Source organism: Paenibacillus massiliensis subsp. panacisoli DSM 21345 (assembly GCF_000426545.1).
In the GTDB taxonomy this organism is placed as follows: Bacteria; Bacillota; Bacilli; order Paenibacillales; family Paenibacillaceae; genus Paenibacillus; species Paenibacillus panacisoli.
The window spans coordinates 226062-250834 of record NZ_AUFO01000008.1; the positions used below are offsets into that span (position 1 = coordinate 226062).

General features: G+C 49.7%; 19 protein-coding genes. 9 read left to right on the forward strand and 10 right to left on the reverse strand.

What is annotated here, in order from left to right:
* Positions 1–78 precede the first annotated feature (78 nt).
* Positions 79–1872, forward strand: coding sequence for a SulP family inorganic anion transporter (locus tag K331_RS0106045; protein WP_028589581.1), 1794 nt, complete (start codon positions 79–81; stop codon positions 1870–1872).
* Positions 1873–1970: 98 nt separating this feature from the next.
* On the opposite strand, the gene K331_RS29020 is transcribed toward K331_RS0106045, so the two are convergent.
* Positions 1971–4097 (reverse strand): AAA family ATPase, encoded by a 2127-nt coding sequence (locus K331_RS29020; protein ID WP_156897616.1) that lies wholly within the window; start codon positions 4095–4097, stop codon positions 1971–1973.
* 201 nt (positions 4098–4298) lie between these two features.
* Here K331_RS29020 and K331_RS0106055 point away from each other — a divergent pair, with 201 nt between their 5' ends.
* Positions 4299–7982 (forward strand): S-layer homology domain-containing protein, encoded by a 3684-nt coding sequence (locus tag K331_RS0106055; protein ID WP_028589582.1) that lies wholly within the window; start codon positions 4299–4301, stop codon positions 7980–7982.
* A 222-nt stretch (positions 7983–8204) separates the two neighbouring features.
* Here the strand turns inward: K331_RS0106055 and K331_RS0106060 are convergent, their stop codons facing one another.
* Positions 8205–8546 (reverse strand): cupin domain-containing protein, encoded by a 342-nt coding sequence (locus K331_RS0106060; RefSeq protein ID WP_028589583.1) that lies wholly within the window; start codon positions 8544–8546, stop codon positions 8205–8207.
* 293 nt (positions 8547–8839) lie between these two features.
* On the opposite strand from K331_RS0106060, the gene K331_RS29025 reads away from it, so the two are divergent.
* Complete coding sequence (locus K331_RS29025; protein ID WP_051289657.1) at positions 8840–9820, forward strand: phosphotransferase; 981 nt, start codon at positions 8840–8842, stop codon at positions 9818–9820.
* Positions 9820–10821, forward strand: coding sequence for a glycosyltransferase (locus K331_RS0106070; RefSeq protein ID WP_025680444.1), 1002 nt, complete (start codon positions 9820–9822; stop codon positions 10819–10821). Before K331_RS29025 ends, K331_RS0106070 begins: the two co-directional genes overlap by 1 nt.
* Before the next feature lie 243 nt (positions 10822–11064).
* On the opposite strand, the gene katA is transcribed toward K331_RS0106070, so the two are convergent.
* The gene (gene katA, locus K331_RS0106075; protein WP_028589584.1) at positions 11065–12522 is read right to left on the reverse strand and encodes a catalase KatA; all 1458 of its coding nucleotides are present in this window, start codon (positions 12520–12522) and stop codon (positions 11065–11067) included.
* A 631-nt stretch (positions 12523–13153) separates the two neighbouring features.
* Here katA and speD point away from each other — a divergent pair.
* On the forward strand, positions 13154–13960 hold the full coding sequence (gene speD, locus K331_RS0106080) for an adenosylmethionine decarboxylase (RefSeq protein WP_028589585.1): 807 nt from the start codon (positions 13154–13156) through the stop codon (positions 13958–13960).
* Between the two features lie 70 nt (positions 13961–14030).
* Here speD and K331_RS0106085 read toward each other — a convergent pair whose 3' ends face one another.
* Positions 14031–14723, reverse strand: coding sequence for a response regulator transcription factor (locus K331_RS0106085; protein WP_084165361.1), 693 nt, complete (start codon positions 14721–14723; stop codon positions 14031–14033).
* A gap of 292 nt (positions 14724–15015) precedes the next feature.
* Between K331_RS0106085 and K331_RS0106090 the strand changes: the two genes are divergently transcribed.
* Positions 15016–16434 carry an NAD-dependent malic enzyme gene (locus tag K331_RS0106090; protein WP_018886533.1) on the forward strand — a complete coding sequence of 473 codons (1419 nt, stop codon included), beginning with the start codon at positions 15016–15018 and terminating at the stop codon, positions 16432–16434.
* Positions 16435–16578: 144 nt separating this feature from the next.
* Here the strand turns inward: K331_RS0106090 and K331_RS0106095 are convergent, their stop codons facing one another.
* The 4 genes from K331_RS0106095 to K331_RS0106110 all read right to left on the reverse strand — a co-directional run bounded on the left by K331_RS0106095 (position 16579) and on the right by K331_RS0106110 (position 19908).
* Positions 16579–17259, reverse strand: coding sequence for a protein kinase family protein (locus K331_RS0106095; protein WP_028589587.1), 681 nt, complete (start codon positions 17257–17259; stop codon positions 16579–16581).
* Between the two features lie 21 nt (positions 17260–17280).
* Positions 17281–18039, reverse strand: a complete 759-nt coding sequence (locus K331_RS0106100; protein ID WP_051289659.1) for an HAD family hydrolase — start codon at positions 18037–18039, stop codon at positions 17281–17283.
* Between the two features lie 52 nt (positions 18040–18091).
* The gene (locus tag K331_RS0106105; RefSeq protein WP_028589589.1) at positions 18092–19018 is read right to left on the reverse strand and encodes an aminoglycoside phosphotransferase family protein; all 927 of its coding nucleotides are present in this window, start codon (positions 19016–19018) and stop codon (positions 18092–18094) included.
* 74 nt (positions 19019–19092) lie between these two features.
* Positions 19093–19908: a phosphotransferase family protein gene (locus K331_RS0106110; RefSeq protein ID WP_028589590.1), complete on the reverse strand. Its 816-nt coding sequence runs from the start codon at positions 19906–19908 to the stop codon at positions 19093–19095.
* 465 nt (positions 19909–20373) lie between these two features.
* Here K331_RS0106110 and K331_RS0106115 point away from each other — a divergent pair, with 465 nt between their 5' ends.
* On the forward strand, positions 20374–21207 hold the full coding sequence (locus K331_RS0106115) for a hypothetical protein (protein WP_028589591.1): 834 nt from the start codon (positions 20374–20376) through the stop codon (positions 21205–21207).
* 36 nt (positions 21208–21243) lie between these two features.
* Here the strand turns inward: K331_RS0106115 and K331_RS0106120 are convergent, their stop codons facing one another.
* On the reverse strand, positions 21244–22659 hold the full coding sequence (locus tag K331_RS0106120) for an aldehyde dehydrogenase (RefSeq protein WP_036634235.1): 1416 nt from the start codon (positions 22657–22659) through the stop codon (positions 21244–21246).
* Between the two features lie 115 nt (positions 22660–22774).
* Positions 22775–23077 (reverse strand): ArsR/SmtB family transcription factor, encoded by a 303-nt coding sequence (locus K331_RS0106125; RefSeq protein WP_018886540.1) that lies wholly within the window; start codon positions 23075–23077, stop codon positions 22775–22777.
* 253 nt (positions 23078–23330) lie between these two features.
* On the opposite strand from K331_RS0106125, the gene K331_RS0106130 reads away from it, so the two are divergent.
* Together K331_RS0106130 and K331_RS0106135 are read left to right on the forward strand one after the other, a co-directional pair.
* A complete protein-coding gene (locus K331_RS0106130) occupies positions 23331–24104 on the forward strand; it encodes a threonine/serine exporter family protein (RefSeq protein ID WP_028589593.1) in 774 nt (257 codons plus the stop codon).
* Positions 24104–24553 (forward strand): threonine/serine exporter family protein, encoded by a 450-nt coding sequence (locus tag K331_RS0106135; RefSeq protein ID WP_028589594.1) that lies wholly within the window; start codon positions 24104–24106, stop codon positions 24551–24553. The genes K331_RS0106130 and K331_RS0106135 overlap by 1 nt, the downstream gene beginning before the upstream one ends.
* The last annotated feature ends 220 nt before the right edge of the window (positions 24554–24773 follow it).

Consider the following 24773-nt stretch of genomic DNA (forward strand, 5'->3'; position numbering starts at 1 on the left):
TGACAAGAGTAGAGGTCGGGAGTACATTCTTAATATATTCAAATATTCAAATATATAAAGAAAAGAAGGTCACAACAGATGAAATGGACGGGGAGATTTGCAGGATATCATGCATCCGCTTTTCGAAAGGATCTGTTGTCGGGACTGATTGTCGGTATTATCGCCATTCCACTGGGAATGGCGTTTGCCATTGCTTCAGGCGTTCAGCCAGCATATGGGCTCTATACGACGATTATTGCCGGCATACTCATATCCTTGCTGGGAGGCTCCAAATTCCAGATTGGAGGACCGACAGGTGCATTCATTCCAATCCTCTTCGCTATAGTGATGCAATATGGCTACGAGAACCTGCTGATTGCCGGACTTATGGCAGGTGTCATGCTAGTAATTATGGGTGCGCTCCGGCTGGGGGCTTTGATTAAATTCATTCCGCGCCCTGTCACGCTGGGATTCACAGCCGGGATAGCGGTTACGATCTTTTCGGGTCAGATTGCTAACTTCCTGGGACTTCGCAATATCGAGAAGCATGAAGATTTCATCTCCAATATGAAGGAGATCGGAATTCATATAACGACGCTGAACATATACAGCCTGCTTACGGCTGGAATCTGTCTGGCCGTGATCCTGATCCTGCCTAGATTGGCACCAAAAGTACCTGCATCTCTGCTTGGACTGATTCTCTCTACGCTGGTTGCTGCTTTCTTGTTCAAGGGACAGGTCGCTACGATCGGCTCTGCCTTCGGTGCTATTCCCAGTGCGCTGCCGAAGTTCAGTTTTCCAGACCTAACGTGGGAGCGAATCATAACGTTAATCCAGCCGGCCTTTGTTATTGCGATGCTTGGCGGCATTGAATCCTTGTTATCCGCCGTAGTAGCCGATGGGATGACGGGGACAAGACATCATAGTAATCGTGAGCTCATTGGACAGGGCATTGCCAATATCGTGACACCGTTATTTGGTGGTATTCCTGCAACGGGTGCCATCGCTCGGACAGCGACTAATATTAAATCCGGTGCCGTCTCGCCTATATCCGGTGTTGTGCATGGCATCGTTGTGCTGCTCGTGCTCGTTGTCTTCGCACCATATGCTTCGCACGTTCCGCTTGCCAGTATGGCCCCAATCCTGATGGTGGTGGCCTGGAATATGAGTGAACGCAAAGCCTTCGCACATGTATTGAAGACGCGCACCAGTGATTCAATCGTGCTGGTGATTACCTTTTTGCTTACTGTATTTACAAGCTTGACCACAGCTGTCGAGGTCGGATTGGTGCTCGCTGCCCTGTTATTCGTCAAACGCATGAGTGATATTATGAAGGTGGCCAAGGTACTGCCCGATCCAAGCCACAAACATGAGAAGGTCATGCCACATATGGTGCACGAAGGCCACGATTGCCCGCAGGTTAGCATGTATACCATTGAGGGACCGTTATTTTTTGGAGCTGCTGATCTGTTCGAGAAATCTATTACGGATACCCTTCACCAGCGTCCAGGGATTTTGCTGCTGCGGATGGGAAAGGTTCCGTTCATGGATACGACGGGGGAATCCAACCTGGCCAGTATCGTGAAGCATTTTCAGGGTCAAGGTGGAAAAGTCCTGCTCGCTGGTGTTCAGGCACAGCCATTGGAGGTGCTGCAGCGCACAGGCTTATATAATCGAATCGGGCAAGAGCATTTCTTCGCCCATACAGGAGAAGCGATAGATTACGCCCTGCAGCACCTCAATTCCAAGCAATGCATCGGCTGCAAGCATCTTGCCTTCCGTGAATGTGCGGCGCTCTCTCAGTCTGGCCTACAGCCAGACATGAACCAAAGGTCAGGGGCTGGCCAGAAATCTGCTGGCGTACAGCAGCCCGTGTTCGCTGCACCGAAGTGAATGTAATGCTGCCATCCTCTCTATAACAATCCCCCGTTGGTTCGGCCTTGTGGCCAGCAACGGGGGTTTGTTATAGACATATCAAGTGTGAAGCCTGTTCAGCCAACATGATCTGGATCTGCGTCAGGATTGTGATGATTTCTTTCCCTCACTGTCCTTGCAAGTACATGTCCTAAATGCGTAATGGCTTGCTTCGAATGGCGATAGAACGTCGTTCGGCTCATATGAAAAGCCTCTGCGAGCTGCGATTTCCCATGATATTTATACAAATAGCTCTCTCGTAAAATATGCTGCTCCAGCTCTGTTAACGGATACGGCGGTGGCTCAGTCGTTAATAAATACTGCACCAGCTCTCTCAGTCCCGCCCCGTTCATTCCCATCTCTTGGACAGTTGTCTGTGTCTCCAGCAGTGTATCGTCATACAAATGCTGCAGGAGGAGCTTTACCTCAGTCCAAGGCAATGGCTGGAGTTCGCTTGCATGTCCGATCTTAGTCGCCTGTATGGTCTGCTGAATTATCCGCTCGACCCATACCTCGAAGGTTGCCTGCCGCAGATCCAGCTCCCATACTATCATGCTAGCCCAAGATAGCTGTCCCAAGCTCATCTCTTCATTCTGCTGAAAGCCCATTAGTGGCAACAACATATTTATCTGCTGATCTGCTGTTGCTATAATTGCCCGCAGCCCACTCGTCGCTTCAATGAGCCATGAATGGAACAACATTCCCCCAAGCTCCTCCGGTCGGTGATAAGGCTGCTCGATATCGACCGCGGCCAGCAGCATGCACATAGTATCGGCGGCCTCTGGAGGAAGCCTTCGCAGTAGAGAGGCCTCTTCTCCGAGTACTTGCAAATAGGCTGGCGCATATCGCTCCAGCAACGGCAGTGTTCGTGCGTGCAGCCACAGACCAGCCGAAAATGCTAGCGGGATCCCATTGTTGTCCCGCGTAACTAGGATACTCTCGGGACTATACAGCGCAATATCATCCAACAACTGATGATGCGCTCCCTCCTCAACCAGTTCTGACTGCCAGTCGGAACGAGATATGGACGTCGCCAAAAAGCGGTGCAAATAAGGCATATCTTCGGCGTGAATCCCCCGTCGGCATTCCGGCTGATGAATACCGGAGAAATCTACATACTGATGCGCAGCAGGCAATTGCTCCCGGTACAGCTCCAACACATGCGAAGCAAGCTGCATCTGCCGCAGCTTATCTGCTACAGGATATTGCTCAATCAGTAGTCTCAGTGCACGAAGGCGCATCATTTTATATTCCCTGGGATTCCGAAGCTCATAATCTTCACGCAAAATTCGTCCCAACAGCTGATGTAATGCTAGACCACCCGGGACCATGCGGATACAAGATAACCTGCTCAGCGATGCATATTCTGATGCTGATAACGGACGCTCCAGCAGTTGATTGAGGGTCATCTGATCTGCAGCCGGGAATAGCGCGAGCAATTGAAGGGCCTCATACATGAACGGATCTGACACTTCTTGCAACAGTTCTGCACTGAGGATTCTTGGCAGTTGACTAGAGCGCTCCAATATATCCTCCCCTTGACGTCGCATCATGTCAACTGTCAATGCAAGCAGTAGCGGATGCCCGCCTGTTCTATGTGCTACGTTCTGCTGCACAGGCAATGGTAGCCCGCTATTATGCAAATATTCATAAATTTGCTCTCGGGTGAATAGCTCCAGTGGGAAGGTCTCGATTCGGTCAGCCCATGCAGGATGTATATGCCATTTTAGTGGCAGACCTGGTCGTGATGCCAGCACCAGCAAGCATGGGGCTTGAGACAGTCTGGGAAGCAGACTGGCCAGTAACCAGCTCTCGATTCGCTCCAGCGACTCACAATTATCGATCAGGATCACCGTGCGCTGATGGCTCAATTCGTTTAGGACATGGGCCATCAGTGTCTCCTCTTCTCCTCGAACGCTGCCGTATTCGGTCTCAAGACACATATCCAGATGTGCCAACAGCGCTCCTGGCGTATGCAAGCAGACCTGCCCATCCACCCACAGCGTCCTTATTTCCGACCTGCGGGAAAGAGCAGCCATTTCCGTGAGCAGCGTCGTTTTCCCGATGCCGCCAATCCCTGATACAGCAAAGATCTGTGCAACCGCATCAACCGTCTCTAACCATCTGGATAATGCCTTCATTTCACGGACATAGCCGACAATAGGCTGATGGGGAACGCTTCGATCCATTGACGAATAATTCATGCAGCACGCTACTTTCATTCAAATTTGAAACAAAAACGAAACATCCTATTCATCTAAATATACTATAATAATTTCGGATCAGCATAGTGCTTGAATGGAGTCAAGTGCCAATGGTTGGCACTGTAATATGTCCAGCACCACATCGGAATCTCATAATTTCAGTCTATGCCGTAATACACCATGCTAAAGGGGAAGTGGTTCATGAAGAAATCTCGAGCTGTTACAAGAATTACAAGCATCTTTCTCCTGAGCGTTATGTTCACAGGACCTCTCGGATGGATCGTTGAACCTGCGCAGGCGCAATCGAGCATTGACATTCAGGCCGTTGAACTGCCGCTAATGGACAACTGGTTGGTTGTGTCCACCACAGAACAACTCGTCTACATCAACGAGCATCAGGAGCAGTATCTAGACAAGCACATCCGTCTTGATCACGACATTGATCTGACGGGAGTCCCCTGGATTCCACTCGGCGGCAATGAATATGCTCCGTTCAGCGGGATATTCGATGGGCAGGGCCATACAATTACAGGCCTAGTCATTGATGGAGATACCCGTACCAATGTCGGCTTCTTTGGCGAGGCATCTGGAAGCATCCGCAATGTTAACCTTGAGGTGGATATTACTGGCGGCTCAAGAACAGGCGGGGTTACTGGCTACCAGTCTGGGGGGAGCATCGAAGGAGTCTATACGAAAGGCAGCGTGACGAGCCTGACAGCGCTTGACCCGAACAAGGTTATTAGTACAGGGGGAATTACCGGGGGGCTCATGAATGCAACAGTCAATCGTTCCTCCTCTAGTGCCTCTGTTACCATTGGTTGGGGTTATAACATGTATGGCGCAGGAATTGCCGGTTTCAGCTCGGGTAGTACCATCATCGATTCCTATTTTGATGGTCAGGTACGCAACGTAGCTGATGTTGGTAACTCGTTTGTGTTTTCGTCAGGAATCGGCGCCTATTTTATTGGCAGCGCAGGTAGCCGAAATACGGTCAGGAATACGTACTCCCGTGGCTACATGCATCCCGATAATCCCGGCTCGTTTACGGAAAGATCCGCGATTATCGGTTATGCGAACAGCACTGACATTTACAGCTCCTACTTTGATCAGGAGACTACAGGTGTCAGTGCAGGGGTGGGTAGCTACTATAATACGCATACAGTCGAAGCTGCGCGGAAATCTATAGCGGAAATGAAACAACAGTCCACTTATAGCGGCTGGGATTTCAATCAGACCTGGAATATGCATCCGAGTGTTAACGATGGCTATCCTTATTTGCGTCCGAAGATACTCACAGAGGAGATCCAACCCGCAGTAGCCGGGGAGCCATATTCCCAGAAAATCTCAGGATGGGACGGTGCGCATGCAGGGCTGACCTGGAGCGCAACAGGTCTTCCGCCAGGCATGAGCCTAAGCCCGACAGGAGAGCTGCAAGGCATACCGCTTCAACTCCTTCCCGGCAACATGAAGTACATCGTTGTCGTCACAGCAACTGATGCAGGGGCTGCTGCCGCTGTGCATTCATTTCAGCTTGAAGTCAAGACGAAGGCACCAGAGCTTGTGAATGCGTCAGTTCAACCGGGAATCGCGGCAGGCTCGACATCCATTACGGCTCTCCCTCGACAGGCAGGACATACCTTTGCTTACGTACTCAATCATGCAGAAGCTAGTCCTCCGTTGATAGGAGACACACTCCCGGCAGATGCAATGCCATATATCCCGGGAATGCCTATCCCCGGCGTGAGTCCCGGGCAGACCTTGGATGTGTACGAGGTAGATATTCAGCAGCGCATACAGGGATGGCAGCGCTTCGTGCTGGAGGAACAGCATATACGGCAGTTCATCCCTGTCAGCGGTATTCGTCTTGAGCCGCCTGCCCTTACCCTAATGGCTGGGGAAGCACCTACCCAACTCATCCCAATCCTTGAGCCGGCTGAAGCCACCAATAAAACCGTTACTTGGCTATCCAACCAACCAACAGTAGCTTCAGTTAATTCAAGCGGAGAGGTGATTCCCTTGGCACCAGGCGAAGCTGTCATTACAGCTACTGCTTCAAACGGCTCTACTGCAGAGGCAATTATAACAGTGATACCTGCAACTGGCACGGTGACGGGGTCTGTATACAGCAATGTGAGCAGTTCCGTCTATGACCCAGAGCTGGTGCCGCTGACTGGTGCAGCAGTATCTATAGGCAGCAACAGGTCAATCATCGAAGATGACGGAATATTCCAGCTCGATCAGATTCCCGTGGGTCTACAGACCATAATTGTAGAAGCTTCAGGATATAGAACGTTCGAACAGACCGTGAATGTTCAGAGAGGAAAGAGCACTGACACAGGGATGATCACACTCATGCTCAGTGAGACCTCGGAGCCTGAGCAGCCGCAACCTGAACCACATCCAGGTCCCGAGCCCGAGCCGGAGACGCCTCAGCCTGAACCGGAGCCCGGACCCAAACCGGGAACACCGCCTGTGAACGAGCCTATACCAGAGCCGGGACCATCTCCTGGACCAGATCAGGGCTCCAGAGACCGCGACGACCGTTCTTCTAATATGCAAAGTTTCCCAATAGCTTCATCATTAATAGAAATATCTATGAATGATCAGAACGTATGGGTACCAAGCTCATCGGAGACAACAGCTGACGCTCAGAAGGCCATCCGCCTGAAGCCTGATGCCGCCTCACTGATCAAAGCGTTCACTGCTAACCATGAATTGCTTATTAAGTTGGAGGATAGCAGCAGCCCAGTTGTATATCTCGATCTGCCTGGTGAGGCTCTTCTTGATATGTTGAAGCAATCTGAAGCGAATGCAATGAATCAGGGGATTACGCTCGCAGTAAACAATGTAAGTTATCCATTACCCTTGGATCGCTTACGTAATCTTGGACCTACTTTGGAGGTCAACACCGTGGTTACAATGGTAATTGGCCATGCTAATGCATCTACGGTCAGCCGTCTAGAGGCTGTCCTCGCAGAGCAGGGTGCTAAGCTCATCGGCAGTCCTGTTACTTTCTCGCTTGAAATTAATGGACAGACGTCAGACAGCCTGGACAATATGAAACCGAGTATACACACACCATTGTACTCAGAGCGTTCGATGGCCCTGCCCGTTCCAGTGGACCCGACTCGCTCTACCGCTGTATGGGTGGATACCGATGCCACGATTCACTTTGTACCCACTTTATTTCATGCCAATGAAGCCATTAGCGAAGATACAGGGGTAGGTGAACATGAGAAGGACAATACGAGGAATTCGTCTATGAAGACTTCTGCTGTAGCAACGATCTATTCTCCCCACGATGGATTATTTGCATTGATCTCATCTAATCATGTCTTCGCTGATGTACATGGACATTGGGCGCAGGACGATATCAAGCTGATGGCCAACAAACAAATTGCACAGGGGGAAGGGAACTACTTTAGCCCAGATACTCCCATCACCCGTGGTGAGCTGGCAACGCTGCTGGTTCGCTCACTAGGGGGAATTGAATCTAGTGCAGCCAGTTCTTTCACCGATATATCAGCGCAAGCCGGGTATGCCAAGGCTGTGAGTACAGCCCAAGGGATGGGCTTGATTGAAGGGTATGATGACGGAACCTTTAGACCAGACGCCTTTGTGACCCGTGAGCAGTTGGCCGTTATCCTCTCGCGAACTCTCACACTCACAGGGAAGATGCCCCCGTCGAGATCGGAAGGGAAGGAGGTATTCTCCGATCAGAAACAGATAGCTGCTTGGGCTGTCGAACCCATAGTCCAACTGCTAGATTCCGGTATCATTCGCGGCACAACAGCAGCAGAATTCTTACCTAAGGAGCCTGCAACCCGGGCCCATAGCATAGTCATGCTAAAGCGAATCCTGCAGCATCTTGAGTACATGAACTAATACTCTGACTGATACTGATTTAATGACTGGAGAGCGGGGGCGTTGACGGAGGCAAGTAAGTCCACCCGTACGACACCCTCGCCTCGTGACCCATGCGAACCTTAACCGCATGGGTCTTTTTCCATGTATATACATACTTAAAGGTTGCTTCTGTGGTCGGATTCGGAGCAGACTGTACCGCCATATCAATTGTGTTGGACTGGTAGCGCCGAGCTTTAGAGACTAATCTACAGCCATTCTGTCTCCCCGGGTCGTTGGCTGCGAGATGACAAGGAATTCTACATCTGCCTCCGATACATTAAGCATCTGGTGAGGAATCTGTGGCGGCACCTCTGCTCCTTCCTGTGCGTGCAGATTTACGATCTCTCCGTCAACCTCCAGCGTTGCTGTGCCCTTCAATACGAAGAAAAACTGACGGGACACCTGATGCACATGTCTGATCTCAGCCGTGTGAGGCGGCATTCTTTCGTGAATTACACTGAGGTCCTGACCCTTAACGAGATGCCAGCCATCACAGACTTCGCCCCATACATAATGCTCTGCATTATGCTTGCTGATGCTCAGCTTGCCGCTCTGTTGTACACTTGATTCTCTCTTGTCCTGCTCCACTTGTATTCCCCTTCCATGTTCCTGTAGCATGAAGTAGTTCTTTCTTGCTTAACTCAATATATTACACAAATTTAACAGCTCCATCACATCATGTCACGGACAATCTGGTCTACATGCGTGAAGGGCCTTGAAGACCTATACTCGTCGTATGCTCTCTTCCTTCGCACATGCCCTATTATGATTTGCAGTCGTATTACCTAGGCGTTACAATAGGGACAACTTTTCGCTTACATAAGGATGATGTCATTATGCTCGAACACTTCGTACTACCGGACGGAAGGCTGGATTACAGCAAGCTGTGGTGTGGCAGACATGAGATATTATACAAAGGCCTGGGCGGACGAGATGTGGAGCGATTCTACATTTCCCGGGATCAAAGCTATATCTTCAAGCCCGTCACTCAGCAAGGACAGCAGCATAAGGAACGCTGGGTTCACGATCATGTCCTGGCGCATTTCCCTCCTATTTATCCTCGAATCGTGACGCGCTCAAGGATGGATACAGCGCCTCAGAACAGCTGGCTCATTCTGGAGGATGCCGGACCCCTTACGCATACTTTCACCATGGAGACGGCACAGCAAGTTGCGAAGCATGCGGCCTGGTGGCATGCACTGCCGCGTGCTTCTTTTCCTGAGCTGGGTCATCAAGGGCCGAAGCCAGCCATAGCACAGATGAAAAAGCATATCCTGAAGCGGCAAAATGAAGTAGTAGAGCTGCTCAGTGATCTCCCGCTAGACGAGCAAGCAATTCAGCTCATACTTCAGCTTCTGCATGATTACCAATGTCCCTCAGAGCTGGTCATGTCACACGGTGATCTGCATCTGGGCAACTATGCCCAGACTCCGCACGGACTGGTGATTCTGGACTGGGAGCATGCTCACTGGAATACACGCCACTGGGATCTGATCCACCTGCTGGATATGTCCCATCCGCTATTTCCAAAACGCATTACACCTGATATACGTAAGCAAGTACTGCACGGTTATCTGGCGGAGACAGTATTACATGGGAGTGCACTGGATGCACAATCCTTCATGCAGCAATACATGATGTCCGTCTGTGTGCTGTCACTCTGGATGCTCCTGCTGATTGAGACAGATCTGAGGCAAGAACAGGGGCCTTGGCCGAAGCCTGCACTTCGAAGACAACGAATCGAGACCACAGACAGTCTCATCCAATGCACGACGGAATTACTTAAGGATATTGATAAAGGTAAGGTGGCTGGTTAATGAACAAAGTAGGATTAGTCATGCGAAAGATCCAATTCAGCGAGGCGCAGGGACCACGAGTATTCGCGGAGCGTCTGCGGCAGATCGGTCAGGAGCTGGGCGTAGAGATCATCTTCATATCTCCGGAGCGGCACGTCAGTGGCCATGACTGGATTCCTGGTTACGAGCATGAGAAGGGTGATCTGGTCAACTATGATATTGTGCTGGACCAGATCTATAGCCAAGGGATTGAGCATGTCATCTATACCGTCTCTGGCTTTACTTTTCTAAATATGTTCCTGAAAAATAGTGTCCTGTTCCCTCACAGCTTTCCCGATCCTGCGCTGACTGGGTACGAGATGATGAAGCCCTTTTACTCCATCGTAGACAAGGCCATCGTCCAGACTCCCTTTCTGAAGCGGGAGATGGCTGCACAGTTCGGCGTGAACGATGTGACGGTCATTCCCATCGGCTTCAATGAGCAGCTGGTAACCAAGCATTTCGATCCAACCGGCATCGTAGATAATCGCATTCTCTGGATTGGTCGGGATGAGGCCAACCGTCGCCCTGATCTGGTGCTGGAGTATGCCAGACGCAACCCCGACAAGGAGATATTCATGGTATTCGGCGGTGAACGCTACCGGGAAAGCATGAAGAAATACGATATTCCGCATAACGTGAAGCTTCAGTTCGCCTTGACACAGGACGAGGTCTTCTCGCTTATGAATACAGCCAAGGTCTACTGGAGCTGCTCCGCCTTTGATACCTTCGCCATGCCGCTGACAGAAGCAATGGCCATGGGGAAAATAATCGTCAAGCCAGAGCACCCCTGTTATGGTCACATTCGTGGCCCCCATGCCTTCGCAGGCAATGAGGCGAACTGGTTCGAGCTGGTCAATATGGCTGCCGCAAGTCCGATCAGGACCTCTCGTGAGCACCAAATCTACGCTCATGAGCAATTTTCCAGCCGAGTGATGAAGGAAGGCTATAAGCAATTCTTTGAGCGCTGGCTAAGTCATTAGGCTCACACATCCCCCCTTGAGGAAAATAGATCAGGTGGCTGCCTGCTATCCTCCTTGCGCAACTTTTGAGAAGCAAAAGAAAGTCCACTAACGAAGACCCGGGTACCTGGCGAACCCGTCCTCGTCTAGCGGACTTTCTTTTTCAGCATCAATCTATATTATGTGGGGAAGTCCCACTCGCATTTTATCAGGTCAAGCTATTCGGTGCGGACCTGTTACTTGAACTTGCCTCCAATAACGAGCTTATTCTGCTGCGGATGGAGACGGCAATCCCAATGCCTCTGCCAGACGTGTACCGAATTCAGCATCTGCCTTGAACCAATGCCCCACCTGACGAATCTTGATCTCTTCCCGTTCTACAGGCTGCATAGCTCCTGCAATATTAGCGATCAGACGCGAGCGCTCCTCTTCGGACAATAATCGGTACAAATCTCCCGCCTGGGTGTAGTGATCATCCTGATTGTAATCGGTGCTGTCGGCCATGCCGGATACCGCAAATGGTGTTGTCTTGTGCTGTGGCGCCTCCTGCGGACCACCAAAGCTATTCGGCTCATAGTATACGGCATGACCACCATTGCCATCCGAGCGCATCTGTCCGTCACGTTGATAATTCTGTACTGGGGCAGCAGGACGGTTAATCGGCAACGTATTATGGTTCGCTCCGACACGGTAGCGATGAGCATCGGAATATGCGAACAGACGGCCCTGTAGCATTTTATCCGGTGAAGCCTCGATGCCTGGCACAAAATTCCCTGGCGAGAAGGTCGCCTGCTCTACCTCGGCAAAGTAGTTCTCCGGGTTACGATCCAGCACCATACGTCCAATCTCGATCAGAGGATAGTCCTTCTGCGACCAGACCTTGGTCACATCGAACGGGTCCCAGCGATAAGTTGCTGCCTCATCGACTGGCATAATCTGCACACTCACCTTCCAGGATGGGAAGTCTCCCGCCTGAATCGCGTTGAACAGGTCCTCCGTATGATAATCCGGGTTCTCACCAGCCAGCTTGGCGGCCAGCGCTACATCCAAATTCTTGACTCCTTGTTCTGTCTTGAAGTGATATTTCACCCACACAGTTTGCCCCTCGGCATTCACCCATTTGAACGTGTGGCTGCCGAAGCCATGCATGTGCCGATAAGTAGCGGGAATTCCACGATCCGAGAACAGAATCGTCACTTGATGCAGGGATTCAGGGGATAGTGACCAGAAGTCCCAGACCGCGTTCGGATTTTTGAGATGCGTCTGGGGATGACGTTTTTGCGTATGAATGAAATCTGGAAATTTGATCGCATCACGAATGAAGAATACAGGGGTATTATTGCCCACCAGATCATAGTTGCCTTCCTCAGTGTAGAACTTCACAGCAAAGCCGCGTGGATCACGTACCGTATCGGACGAACCCAGTTCACCAGCTACTGTCGAGAAGCGAATAAATACCGGTGTACGCTTGCCTACCTCTGACAGGAATGCTGCTTTCGTATATGAAGCGACATCAGCCGTCACCTCGAAATATCCGTGTGCTCCAGCACCCTTGGCATGAACCACCCGCTCTGGTACACGCTCGCGGTTAAAATGTGCCAGCTTCTCCAGCAAGTGTACATCTTGAATGAGTGTTGGTCCGCTGCTACCAGCTGTCATGGAGTGCTGATTATCTCCTACCGGAGCTCCCCAGCTTGTCGTCATGTTTGATTGTCTGTTCATGAGATCACCTCGTCTTTAATATTTCGAGCGGAGCATATCTGACTGAACACTGTGACTGAATACAGTGGCTGCGTCCTCTCTGCGTTATTTTCGTTATGGTTCATAATAGCAGAGATCAGTCAAAAATCAATCTTACTTTAAAATAATTATAAACTAACAACGGAATCCCAAACCCCCTTATATATCAAGGGATTCCGACTTTACGACTAGTAAATTCGAGCATCTATTCATCCATTCTTCATCAGAATTTTAACTATTGTTCATGAGAACTTTATCTACTGTTCATTTCATCGTGTGTAGAAGCCCGTTGGATAGTCAAGCACGTGACTTACTTGTTAGGAATGAAGGAAATTGGGTAAAGAGATGGGTATATGAGTCCTCTTCGCAGGGAACAGATAAGAAACACGTCAACTAACACTAATCGTCGTATGTAAGCTTTCACATGTCTGGCTCTCGGAGACTAATTCTCGAGGTTGTATGCTGAATTACGAATACAAATCTATGGTAGAGGGCTTCGGCTTCAAATCATGCGGGTGGTTAACACTCGTGCTATATAGCTTGAACTAATAGTAGCTATTCTGTCGTTCAATTGATGTAGATCGCATAAGAAAGCGTAAGGGGAAGTGAAATGATGAGCATATCACAGGAACAACGTCTGGCTTTGCACGGCTTCAACAATCTGACCAAGTCACTCAGCTTCAATATGTATGACATTTGCTATACCAAGACCAAGGAGGAACGTCAGGCTTACATCGAGTATATTGATGAACAATATAATGCCGATCGGTTGACCAAAATTCTGAAGCATGTGACCGATATTATCGGGGCTCACGTCCTGAACATTGCCAAGCAGGACTACGATCCACAGGGTGCCAGTGTCACCGTGCTCATCTCGGAGGGACCTATCACAGATGTATCCAAGGAGACTTACTCCGAATCTCCAGGTCCGTTACCTGATTCCGTCGTCATGCATCTGGACAAGAGCCATATTACCGTTCATACGTATCCTGAATACCATCCAGATGAGGGGATAAGCACCTTTCGTGCGGATATCGACGTGTCTACCTGCGGAGAAATCTCCCCGCTGAAGGCTCTCACGTACCTTATTCATTCCTTTGATACAGACATTATGGCGATTGACTACCGGGTAAGGGGATTCACACGTGATGTGAATGGACACAAGCTGTTCATTGATCATGATATCAGCTCCATCCAGAACTACATTCCTGCGGATGCCCGCGATATGTACGACATGATTGATGTGAATGTGTATCAGGAGAATATATTCCATACTAAATGCAAGCTGCGTAGATTCGATCTCGACAATTACCTGTTTGGATATACGAAGGATAAGCTATCTGCAGAGGAGCAGTCGGAGATTACCGAGCGCCTGAAGATAGAGATGGATGAGATCTATTACGCGAAAAATATAAAATGACTATAACAAAAACCCCCCAGTCCGGTCTTTACCGCGACTTGAGAGGTCTCTGTGCTTGTGCATCTTGTATTCATGGCTCTGCTACCGTCTGGAAGGATCTGAGGGGGATTCCTGTGGTACCGAAGCTGACACATTCCTTTACCGTGCCTTTGCGAACCATGTACTTCAAGTAGCTACGAACAGTCGTGAGACTGATCCCCGTTTGCTCTGCAATCTGGCGGGAGGTGAGCATGGCCTGATCGTCTCCCAATATCTCTTGAATGCGTCCAAGAATGGCTGGCTCCATCTCTTTTTTGAGCATCGTTGTGTTGGAAATGCTTCTGGACTGCAACTTATTCTCGGTTAACCTCGTCTTTAGTACTGATAATGAGTCACGACGCATTCGATACTGTCGATAGCTCTGAAGAGTATCCTGCAGTCGTCTAGTATCGAAGGGCTTCATCAGATACCCGAAAATATCCAATTGGAGTCCCTTCATCATATAGTTCCAGATCGGCCCATTCAGAACTAATACAACATCACAGGAGAGATTCATCCGATCCATATGATGCAGCAATTGCATTCCTGATCCATCAGGCTGGCTTACCTCCAACAGGACGATATCAGGCTGCTCTGCCGAGATACGTTCCAGTGCACTTGCACTATCATCGGACAGGCCGATAAGTTCATAGCCTTCGAGCATGGTGACCGTAACGCCACATAGAGAGGCGATACCGTAATCATCTTCAACAACGAAAGTACGCAGAGGTGCGACAGACATCATGTTCCCCCTTCCAAAATGACTGTACAACCGTGATTTTTGTCACTATAATCTATGGCATAGTCACTCACCGAGCTGCAAAATACACATGCTCCTCACACGTCTAGGTGAATGTACCCAAATTCTTAATACCAAGCATAATACAATCCACTAACACTGAACATCATGAATTTTGATTTTTCGCAAAGATCATTTGAAAGCGGTATCAAAATTACTACTTTAGTGTTATATACGGATGCTTTTCGTTATGCTTCGGAATCAAGCTATTAAAAAATAGTACAAGGGGGGCCTTCAGATGCAGAGCGGAATCGGCGGAAAGAACATCATTTTGCGTCTTGAAATTTCCATTGAACAGGTTAAATTTGGACAATTAATCACCCTTATCAATGACAATGGTGGGGACGTCATAGCCATTGACGTCATACGTACATCAGAGAGTGTTACCGTGCGAGATATTACTGTTACCTTCACTGATCCAACCATCATTGACCGGATGCTCGAACGGATTCGGCAGACCCCTGGTGTACGAGTGCTGTCGGTTTCAGACCGCACCTTCCTCCTCCACCTCGGGGGCAAAATCGAAATGCAGCCCAAAGTCCCGATCCAGAACCGTGACGATCTCTCCAGAGTCTACACACCTGATGTAGCCCGTGTATGTATGGCTATTCACGAGGATCAGACGAATGCCTTCAAGCTGACGATCAAGCGAAATACGGTAGCTGTGGTCTCGGATGGTAGTGCAGTTCTGGGACTGGGGAACATTGGACCCTATGCGGCTATGCCGGTCATGGAGGGTAAAGCCATGCTCTTCAAGCAGCTCGCTGGCGTTGATGCCTTTCCCATCTGCCTGGATACTCAAGACACCGAAGAGATCATCCGTGCAGTCAAGCAGCTTGCTCCAGGCTTCGGAGGGATCAATCTGGAGGACATTGCGTCTCCCCGTTGCTTCGAGATTGAAGAGCGGCTGCGTGAGGAGCTCGACATCCCGGTATTCCATGATGATCAACACGGCACAGCTGTCGTGCTATACGCCGGATTAATCAATGCACTCAAGGTCGTGAAAAAATCCCTGGCAGAGGTCAAAATTGTCGTCTGCGGCATCGGGGCAGCAGGCGTAGCCTGCACCAAAATCCTCCTCTCTGCCGGGGCAACGAATATCGTGGGTGTAGATAAGAATGGTGCGCTCTCCGCCGACCAGCCTGACCCACACCCGATGTGGGAATGGTATGCCCAGCATACGAATCCTCACCGGCAAAAGGGCTCGCTTAGTGAGGTGCTGCGCGGAGCTGATGTCTTCATTGGCCTGTCTGCTGGCGGTATCCTCCAGCGCGAGGACGTCATGGGAATGAACGAAGATCCAATCGTCTTCACTATGGCGAATCCGACTCCAGAGATTCAGCCCGAGCTCATCGAAGACGTGGCTGCTGTCATAGCGACCGGGCGCTCGGATTATCCTAATCAGATCAACAATGTGCTGTGCTTCCCCGGCATCTTCCGTGCAGCGCTGGACTGCCGTTCTGGCGAGATCAACGAAGCGATGAAGCTTGCCGCATCCGAAGCCATTGCTGGCACCATCCGGCCTGAGGAGCTGAATCGTCTCTATATTATTCCAGGAGTATTCAACGAGGAGGCTGTACAGCGGGTCCGGCAAAAGGTCATTCAAGCTGCGATGGAGACCGGTGTAGCTCGCCGGATTCCACGCGATTTCCGGTAGCCGTTACTGCGGCACCTTCGTAGTAACATATCAAATTAGCATGTTACGTTAACATATGAAAGAACCTTCGTGTCCACAGCTAACGTGGATATCGAAGGTTCTTTTCCTGACTCGTATTTTCCTGAACTCCTATTTTCTGAACTCCTACAGCTTCCAGCGCTTAAAGAAGCCATTCGCGCGATTGGCGAATTCCTCAAGATTCATATTGGCTTTATCCAGCCGATTATACCACTTCTTGATCGTATCCAGAATTCTCGCAGGGATCGGCTTGCCCGAGATCCTTGGATAAATGGTGCGATATGCCCATACAAGATGCTCCCAGCGGTTATCATTTCCGTTCTTGATGTACTCCGATACATCCAGCACCTTGGCACGCTCTCCCTGTAACAGTACATTCTTGAGATGAATATCACGTGGGTTCAAGCCCTGTGCCCTCACATAGGTCCTGGCATCCTCTACATCCTGAATGACCTGCTCCGGGACTGGAATGCCTTGAATAAGACAATCCAGCAAAGTAGGACCTTCCTCATGACTGATGACAATATAGTGAGCTCCCCTGCCGTAATATACCGGGAAATAGGGGCAGCCACGTAAGCGCTCATACACAGCAACCTCTGCTTCAATTTTGTCCTGAGACAGCTCGGAATAGATTTTAAAGGCATATCCCGGAAGCTCCTTCAGTAGAAAGACTGCCGCATCCGTACCAATGCCTATACACACCGCGCCCTGGGGATGACCATTAATATCGACAAGCTCATTGCCTTCGGTTCCTATAATCTCAATCTGGCTTATTATACGATCTGCTTGTCTCCAGTGCTCATCCATGTCATCGCCTCTTTTCGCTCATCAGATCTCCATCTTATGAGACATCAGCAGTCCCCGCAGCTCTTCATAGCTCCCGGCTGTACCCAATGGCATGTGCTCCGTCTCCGGCAAGGTGCGCCTGTGATTGAACCATATGACTCTCCAGCCAGCCTCGGATGCTCCGACCACATCATTGCGCCAGGAATCTCCAATGTACCAGCAATCCTCCGCAGCTGTGCCTGTCAGTTCATTCACTCGGTGAAAAATTCGCGGGTCTGGCTTCGCAAAGCCAACAGCACCGGAAATGAAAATATGCTCAGGCGCAACATCCGTCTCCAGTGCCAAGGCACGGATTTTACTTCCTTGGTGATGCTCCGCTCCATTGGTAATGAGGCCCACCAGTGTCCCTTCCTCCCGCAAGGCTCTAATGAGCTCCCTCGCCCCCGGGAAAGGATCAATTCGGTATTGTAGCTCCAGATACTTCTCCTGAACATCTGCTGCCTCACTCTCGCTGAGCTTAATGTCGAATTCCTCTAACGCTAACATGAACCTTCTGACACGCATCGTCGCCAATTCCTCGGGACTGGGATCACGATCAAGAAGACCGTCTGCGTCAGCAAGGATATCACTGTAGTAGCGTATTCGATGGTACGCCTGCTCAAAAGGAAAGCTATCCTCCAGCTTCAGTACATGCTGCAAAGCTTCACGCGTAGGCTGCAAATGGTCATACATCGTATCATCTACGTCAAAAAAAACGGCACGCGGCTTTTTGGAATTACTCAGCTTCAACACTTCCTTCATTCACATTTCAACGTGATTTATCGACTATTATATAGTTAGCATCAGCCTGTCTTCAACTGGGATCATACCACGAGGGCCTGACCTGCCGAAAATAATCATGATCCTCCAGGATCTTGTCCATGTAGCCCCGCATTGTATCCATTGTCTCGGGCGCTGTCTTCAACGTCCACACGACTGAAGAGAACAACGCCATCGCTGTATAGAGAGAGTACAAAGTCCAAAATTCATCATCCGGTGACCCTCCGTCCAGATATCCTTGTATCTGGCCGATGCAATAAGGAATGCTTACATGACGACCGAAGAAGCCCAGCTTGAGGAACTCATGAATTGGATCTCCCCAATCATAGCGCTCAAAATCAATGATTCCCGCCAGATGGCGGTCCTTCACGACAAGATTAGCGGGGTGAACATCATCATGCTGGAATAGATTCGGTCTGTCCTGCATATAGCGAATATGCTCATCAATGAATGCAATAATTCGATCCTCATTGTTGATTCTTAACGGACAAGCTTCATATTGCTCCATATATCTGTAGTGCTTGCGCACCTTGCGCTCATACCAGGAAGATACGTCCACCGGCGCCTGTAGCTGATGCATTTTACGAAGCTCTACTCCCGTCTCGATCCCGATGTGTAGCTGCTCCGTATCCGAGAACTCCGGTAAATTCCGCTCCGCATCCTCTCCATCTATATAGCTCACAAGCATATAACCAGCCCAGGATGTATGACCGAGCTCTAGCGCTCGAGGGGATTTCACTCCATGACGCTCCATCTCCTGCAAGATAGAAAACTCCTTCTGTTTATTGTCCATTCTAGCAGGGTCAAACACACGCAATAATCGCTTCTGCTCTCCCTCGAGGCCTACAACGTATTTACTGTCACTAGAGAAGCCACCGTAGATCGGCAAGATCCGCGCCCCATGTAGTGACGGAATCTCCTGACCAAGGCGGTGGATTTCCTCAGCTACTAACCTGTCCATGCTCGATCCCCCCATATGATGGTCAATACAATTCATTCGTGACCCTTCATTTATGACTATCTCACTATAGTGAACTACAGTTTACTTATACGCTCTCGAATCATGCCGAGGAGAGCTGCCCTCTCCTCTTCAGGAATCCATTCACATAGTCGTGCTGCTGCGACAGGCAGCAGCCATGCGTCAATGGATGCAGCATCGAGGCCAGATTGAAGGAGATAATGCTGCTGATATATCTCTAACAGCTGCTCCCTTACCTCATTGAACTGCTTGACCCGTTCGGCTGGCGTCTCATCAGGCATTGTGCCATACATGAAGAGCAGCAGAGTTCTGGCCGCATCGCCCGCAGGATTCCCCTCCATACCTGTCATCCAGTCAATGATCCAATATTTCTCATCAGGGGCCTCAGACTCAGACAAGATAATATTATCTGGATGAAAATCCCCGTGACAGAGTCGGGTACCTGTCGGTAAGCTCTCCAGATATTCTTGGATGATACGCTTCTCGTCAGCCATGAGATAGACAGAATCGTGTACCTGCCGAGATAGTAGTTTCTTCTGGGAACGCTTAACACCTGTTCCATCATAGGTATGCAGCTCAGCATGAATCACTGCCATTTGACGGGAATATTCCTGCACCTGTCCCGGATATATTAGCATTCGCCCGAGCATGGTATGGCCTGCTAGATACTGATATCTTATTCCAAGCCTGCCGTCGTATTCCTCCAGGTCATAGGGTCTTGGGGTGCTCACTCCTAGCTCATACACATACTTGCTGATCTCATACTCCACTCGCGCATCCCCTTCTGGGAATCCTTCACGTAGCAGCTTGAGAATCGTTCTGGAATCGAGTGTATAGATATCCGCAGTTCTTCCTTGACCGACGATCTTCATGACCTTATCCCCCATTAGCCTAATGTAGAAGCATTAAGTATGTAGAGCACTAAATATGTAATGCATCAAAGTATGGAAAACGGACGTCTGCAATTCATTATAACCTAATATAAGTACTTAGCTGTTAACAATCAGACAGGCTACTCTCCATAGAAGACACCGATCCAACACAAGCGATGACTAGATTACATACATTGTTAACAGAATTCTCGATCAAGAAGCATTCGGCTTGACAAATCCGATTTTTTACAAAACCATGCTTTATCCTGTACAATCCCTTAAGGGCGGATTCTCCCCCAGCAAGAACAGCATTTTCAGGGATCTCGATATTCATCGTAACAGGTGCCATAGAGCCTTAACATATTATATTATGTAAAAATATAAAGCTATCATACTGCGAATCATGATCGTATATATAGAAATTACCCATCTAAGAGAACATGCACGGATAAGGAGGAATTAGCTATGAAGTCTGGATCTGGCGGTCTTTATGGCTCCGCTACATTACTGATCCAACAGCTGATTGAATTCGAAGAGGAGCTGGAGGAACAACGACATTCACTGGAGTTCGATCTGGGCTTGATTATGGAGCGTGAGCGTGGCATGCGTGACATGTCTACGCCACCTGACGTGATTCCTTTCGCACGTGCGGGGGTGGATGGCATTCATTATGGCTTCTGCACAGATTTCGGAGCAATCAAGGACATAGGGACGGCCCCGATCGTAAGCGTATCCCCTATTCATCGCAATGGGGTATGGCTGGTCGCGCGCAATATGCAGGATTTCCTTAGTGTCGTATATACAGATAGTCGGCCTTTAACGAATTATTATCCGCATGCAGAGGACTATGTACGTCATACCCGTGAGCATGCGGCAGGAGTATGGGATGATCGAAAGCTGCTCGTACGTGAGCTATTTCGGGAACGCTTTGCGATCACCCCTATTCAGGATATGGAAGCCTATATTTCAGAGCTGCACAAAAGTCGCCTTGAACAGATTGTCGTTGCTACGGTGAACAACCTTGGTATTGCTGCTCTGTCACCTGGCAACACCATGCATCGTGTACTGGAAATCAACGAGCAATTCAGCTGGGAGCACGAGCAGGCCCAGGTATTGGAGCTATTTACAGAGGGAAGTCTTGAGGCGAGATTGGCGTTCATTCGGGATGCGCAATTCTATCATTTGTTCAGAGACGCCCGTGTGCGTTGCTTCGTCGCTGAACAGCTCCGGCTTATGGGACTTGCAGAGGCAGCAGAGCACCTCCATGAATCATATTATTCTGTCCTACTCGAACCCTGAACAGCAGAAGGTTGTTTCCCTGACCTTGAGCATAACTCACTTGAGGAGCCGCTTGATCAGCTTCAGCTTTCCCGCGTAGGGTGGATATAGAAATGGCAGATTAAGCCGGGTGCTACGGGTCAGCACACTTTTGTGATGCGAGAATGTATCGAAGCTATACCGCCCGTGATAGGAGCCGATACCTGAATGACCAACGCCTCCAAAGGGCAGCCGTGGATTAGCGACATGAGTTATCGTATCATTGATGCAGCCTCCACCGAAGGAAACCTCGCTCATAACTTTGTCCTGCAGCTGCTTGTTCGCTGTGAACAGGTATAATGCAAGTGGCTTGGGACGCTCACGAATGAAGCTTAGTGCCTCATCAATGGAACGATAAGTCATAATCGGCAGCAAAGGGCCGAAGAGCTCATCCTCCATACTGGCAGCCTGACCGTCGTCCGCATTAATTAGCGTAGGTGCAATGAAGCGGTCTGCCTCATCGCTCATACCTCCGTGAATAATTCGGCTGCGATCCTTCTCCAGAATCGCATGGAGTCGTTGGAAGTGGCCCTGATTCACGATTCGCCCATAATCAAGATTATGACGAATATCCTGTCCGAAGAAGCTTTCTATAGTCATGATCATCTCACCTATTAAAGCATGACGAACCTGCTCATGGACGAGCAAATAATCCGGTGCAATGCACGTCTGTCCCGTATTGAGGAGCTTGCCCCATATAATTCGCTGTGCTGCCACCTCCAGATCTGCTTCGCGATCGACAATGACAGGGCTCTTACCACCCAGCTCCAGTGTTACTGGAATGAGATGATCAGCGGCAGCCTTCATGACAATTTTGCCGACAGGGACACTGCCTGTGAAGAATATATAATCAAAACGTGCATGAATCAGGGCGGTCGTGGTCTCCTTCGCACCCTCTACCACCTGTACATATTCAGGCTCGAATACAGAACCGATGATCTCGCGGATGACAGCCGATACGTGAGGGGTGTGCTCGGAGGCCTTCAATACGGCGGTATTGCCCGCAGCGATCGCCCCCGTCAACGGCTCAATCAGTAGCTGTACTGGATAGTTGAATGGCCCGATTATGAGCACGACACCATAAGGCTCGGAAATGACCTGGCTGGATGCTCCGATCAGCTGATACGGTGTTCTGGCCTTTTTGGGTTTTGCCCAGCTTTTCAAGTGTCTTACGGTATGCGAGATGCTATCCAGCACGAAGCCAATCTCCGTCGTATAAGATTCGAATTCACTCTTGCCCAGATCCTCGTACAACGCCTCAACTAGTCGGGGTTCATATTCCTTGATAGCCCTCTTCAGCCGCTGCAGGCGCTCAATTCTCGCAGTGACTGACCGCGTCGCTCCTGTTTCAAAGAATGACTTTTGCTGCTGTAGCAGCTCCTCTACCTGCGCACTGCTCCACTCCTGCTGTACATGTATGCTATCCTCGCTCATCTGTTTTCCCTCCTTGTGTAGCGCTATTTCTTCTTGCCACGTGTGCCTTTAATGCCTGCTCTCACTCTTATCTTCATTCACTGCTCTTCTCACGCTCTTGCTATCAGAGCAGTGATTATAGACAATCTTCCTCCAGCGCAGCTACAAGCTCCTTCAACCGCTGTACCGATGCTCCCAAGGAAGCTGCGTAGTAACGCTGGGTTCCTTTTTGCTCAACCGTAATTAGCCCCTTCTCCAGCAGCAGCTTGAGGTGATGTGATACGGCTGGCCTGGATAACTCCACATGCTCCGTGATTTCATTGACGCTTAATGCACCTCGTTCATTCAGAACGAGCAGTATTCCTTGTCGATGCGGATCACTCAATACCTGAAAGAGTGGAATGCACGATTGAAAAATCGCCAGTGCTCGTTGTCCCATAGCTATCCTCACTTTTCTATATAAAAATTTTCTGGACATAGGATCAATCGCCAGATAATTGGTTCGAATGTTTAAACCTTTAAACGTTATACACATAATACTCCAACCCAATCGTCAAAATCAACCCTCCGTTACGTTACATTCACATCCTCTTTCACTTCATGTTACAATGATTGTCATATGGCTGTGCAGCTCGTTAGAGGCCTAATCCTGCTGCCTGTCCCAAGCTCAACAGATCGAAAGAGAGATGGTTATGAACAGCGAAGCCTATTCCAGATATCACATTATAGAAGTCTGCCTGCTCGCAGCCAAGGTCATGCTACAAAGCGGAGCCGAGACCTATCGGGTAGAGGACACCATGAGCCGTATTGCAGCTGCATACGGTATTTATCATTCACATAGCTATGTAACGCCTACCGGTATTATTTTCTCGACGGACGGCACTGAGCCAGCCAAGCTGATTCGTATCATGGAACGAACTACGGATTTGCACAAGGTTGCCGAGGTGAATGATATTTCGCGTCGTATTAGCGCGGGAGAGCTGGCACCAGAAGAAGCCATGAAGCTGCTCAAGGATGTCGAGGATGAACCGCTAGCCTACACTATGAAGGTCCAATTAGCTGCTGCTGCTCTGGCAAGTGGGTGCTTCATGATCATGTTCAAGGGGACCTGGATCGACTTTCCAGCCGCTTTTATTTGTGGAGGGGTGGGATTTGCTGCGGTACAGTATTTCCAGCGGCTGGTGCAGGTCAAATTTTTCGCCGAATTCACCGCGTCGTTCCTGATTGCATTATGCGCTTATTTGTTCGTGCTTGGCGGGATGGGACAGCATATTGATAAGATCATCATTGGCTCGGTCATGCCACTCGTTCCCGGTCTGTTGATTACGAATGCGATTCGAGATCTGATGGCAGGTCATCTGGTCTCGGGACTGTCGAAGGGAGCCGATGCTTTCCTGACCTCATTCGCGATTGGAGCCGGCGTGGCGCTTGTCTTCTCAATTTGGAAGAACGGGGTGATCTTCTGATGGTAGCTCAGCTCATTACAAGCTTCATCGCCTCTGCTGCCTTTGGGATTCTCTTTCATGCCCCTCGCCGTTCCCTACTGCTATGTGGACTCGTTGGTATGGTGGGCTGGATCGTCTACGATCTAAGTGTGGGTAGCTGGGATTCCGTGCCGGCGACCTTCACAGCTACCTTTGTCATTGGTGTCGTGAGTCAGTTCTTCGCCAGGCTGTACCGTATGCCCGTTATTGTGTTCAGCGTCGCAGGAATGATTCCGCTCGTGCCTGGGGGAATTGCTTATGATGCCATGCGGCATTTTGTGCAAAATGACTACAGTGCCGCTACGGAGCTTGCTGCGCAGGCTCTCATGATCTCTGGCTCTATTGCGGTCGGGCTGGTGCTGTCGGAGGTATTTAACCAGATGCTGCGGCGGCGCTCTTTCAAGCTTCCACGAGAACAAGGGAAGGATTGAGACATCACGGTAACCAAGGCTGAGAAGATATGGCGCTGAAGTTGTAGGTGACAATTAGTGCCTTGGCCCGATCAAATAGGAGTGTAGAGCCGCTGCAAGTGGGGAGCCCTGTCGACCATTGTTAAGCTTGCTGTTCTTTTGACAAAATGAACAAGTGGATGAACAGCAAGCTTAAAGATGGACACTCCGTTTCTCTAGGGCTTCCCCACTTTCCGCTAAC

What these genes read in the sequence shown, in the direction of transcription:
- K331_RS29020 (WP_156897616.1), bottom strand. Translation starts at nt 4,097, where the DNA reads ATGAATTATTCGTCAATGGATCGAAGCGTTCCCCATCAGCCTATTGTC.
- K331_RS0106105 (WP_028589589.1), bottom strand. Translation starts at nt 19,018, where the DNA reads ATGGACAGGTTAGTAGCTGAGGAAATCCACCGCCTTGGTCAGGAGATT.
- K331_RS0106090 (WP_018886533.1), top strand. Translation starts at nt 15,016, where the DNA reads ATGCAGAGCGGAATCGGCGGAAAGAACATCATTTTGCGTCTTGAAATT.
- K331_RS0106045 (WP_028589581.1), top strand. Translation starts at nt 79, where the DNA reads ATGAAATGGACGGGGAGATTTGCAGGATATCATGCATCCGCTTTTCGA.
- K331_RS0106085 (WP_084165361.1), bottom strand. Translation starts at nt 14,723, where the DNA reads ATGATGTCTGTCGCACCTCTGCGTACTTTCGTTGTTGAAGATGATTAC.
- K331_RS0106110 (WP_028589590.1), bottom strand. Translation starts at nt 19,908, where the DNA reads ATGAAGATCGTCGGTCAAGGAAGAACTGCGGATATCTATACACTCGAT.
- K331_RS0106100 (WP_051289659.1), bottom strand. Translation starts at nt 18,039, where the DNA reads ATGAAGGAAGTGTTGAAGCTGAGTAATTCCAAAAAGCCGCGTGCCGTT.
- K331_RS0106115 (WP_028589591.1), top strand. Translation starts at nt 20,374, where the DNA reads ATGAAGTCTGGATCTGGCGGTCTTTATGGCTCCGCTACATTACTGATC.
- katA (WP_028589584.1), bottom strand. Translation starts at nt 12,522, where the DNA reads ATGAACAGACAATCAAACATGACGACAAGCTGGGGAGCTCCGGTAGGA.
- K331_RS0106120 (WP_036634235.1), bottom strand. Translation starts at nt 22,659, where the DNA reads ATGAGCGAGGATAGCATACATGTACAGCAGGAGTGGAGCAGTGCGCAG.
- K331_RS0106125 (WP_018886540.1), bottom strand. Translation starts at nt 23,077, where the DNA reads ATGGGACAACGAGCACTGGCGATTTTTCAATCGTGCATTCCACTCTTT.
- K331_RS0106070 (WP_025680444.1), top strand. Translation starts at nt 9,820, where the DNA reads ATGAACAAAGTAGGATTAGTCATGCGAAAGATCCAATTCAGCGAGGCG.
- K331_RS0106095 (WP_028589587.1), bottom strand. Translation starts at nt 17,259, where the DNA reads ATGGATGAGCACTGGAGACAAGCAGATCGTATAATAAGCCAGATTGAG.
- K331_RS29025 (WP_051289657.1), top strand. Translation starts at nt 8,840, where the DNA reads ATGCTCGAACACTTCGTACTACCGGACGGAAGGCTGGATTACAGCAAG.
- speD (WP_028589585.1), top strand. Translation starts at nt 13,154, where the DNA reads ATGAGCATATCACAGGAACAACGTCTGGCTTTGCACGGCTTCAACAAT.
- K331_RS0106130 (WP_028589593.1), top strand. Translation starts at nt 23,331, where the DNA reads ATGAACAGCGAAGCCTATTCCAGATATCACATTATAGAAGTCTGCCTG.
- K331_RS0106135 (WP_028589594.1), top strand. Translation starts at nt 24,104, where the DNA reads ATGGTAGCTCAGCTCATTACAAGCTTCATCGCCTCTGCTGCCTTTGGG.
- K331_RS0106055 (WP_028589582.1), top strand. Translation starts at nt 4,299, where the DNA reads ATGAAGAAATCTCGAGCTGTTACAAGAATTACAAGCATCTTTCTCCTG.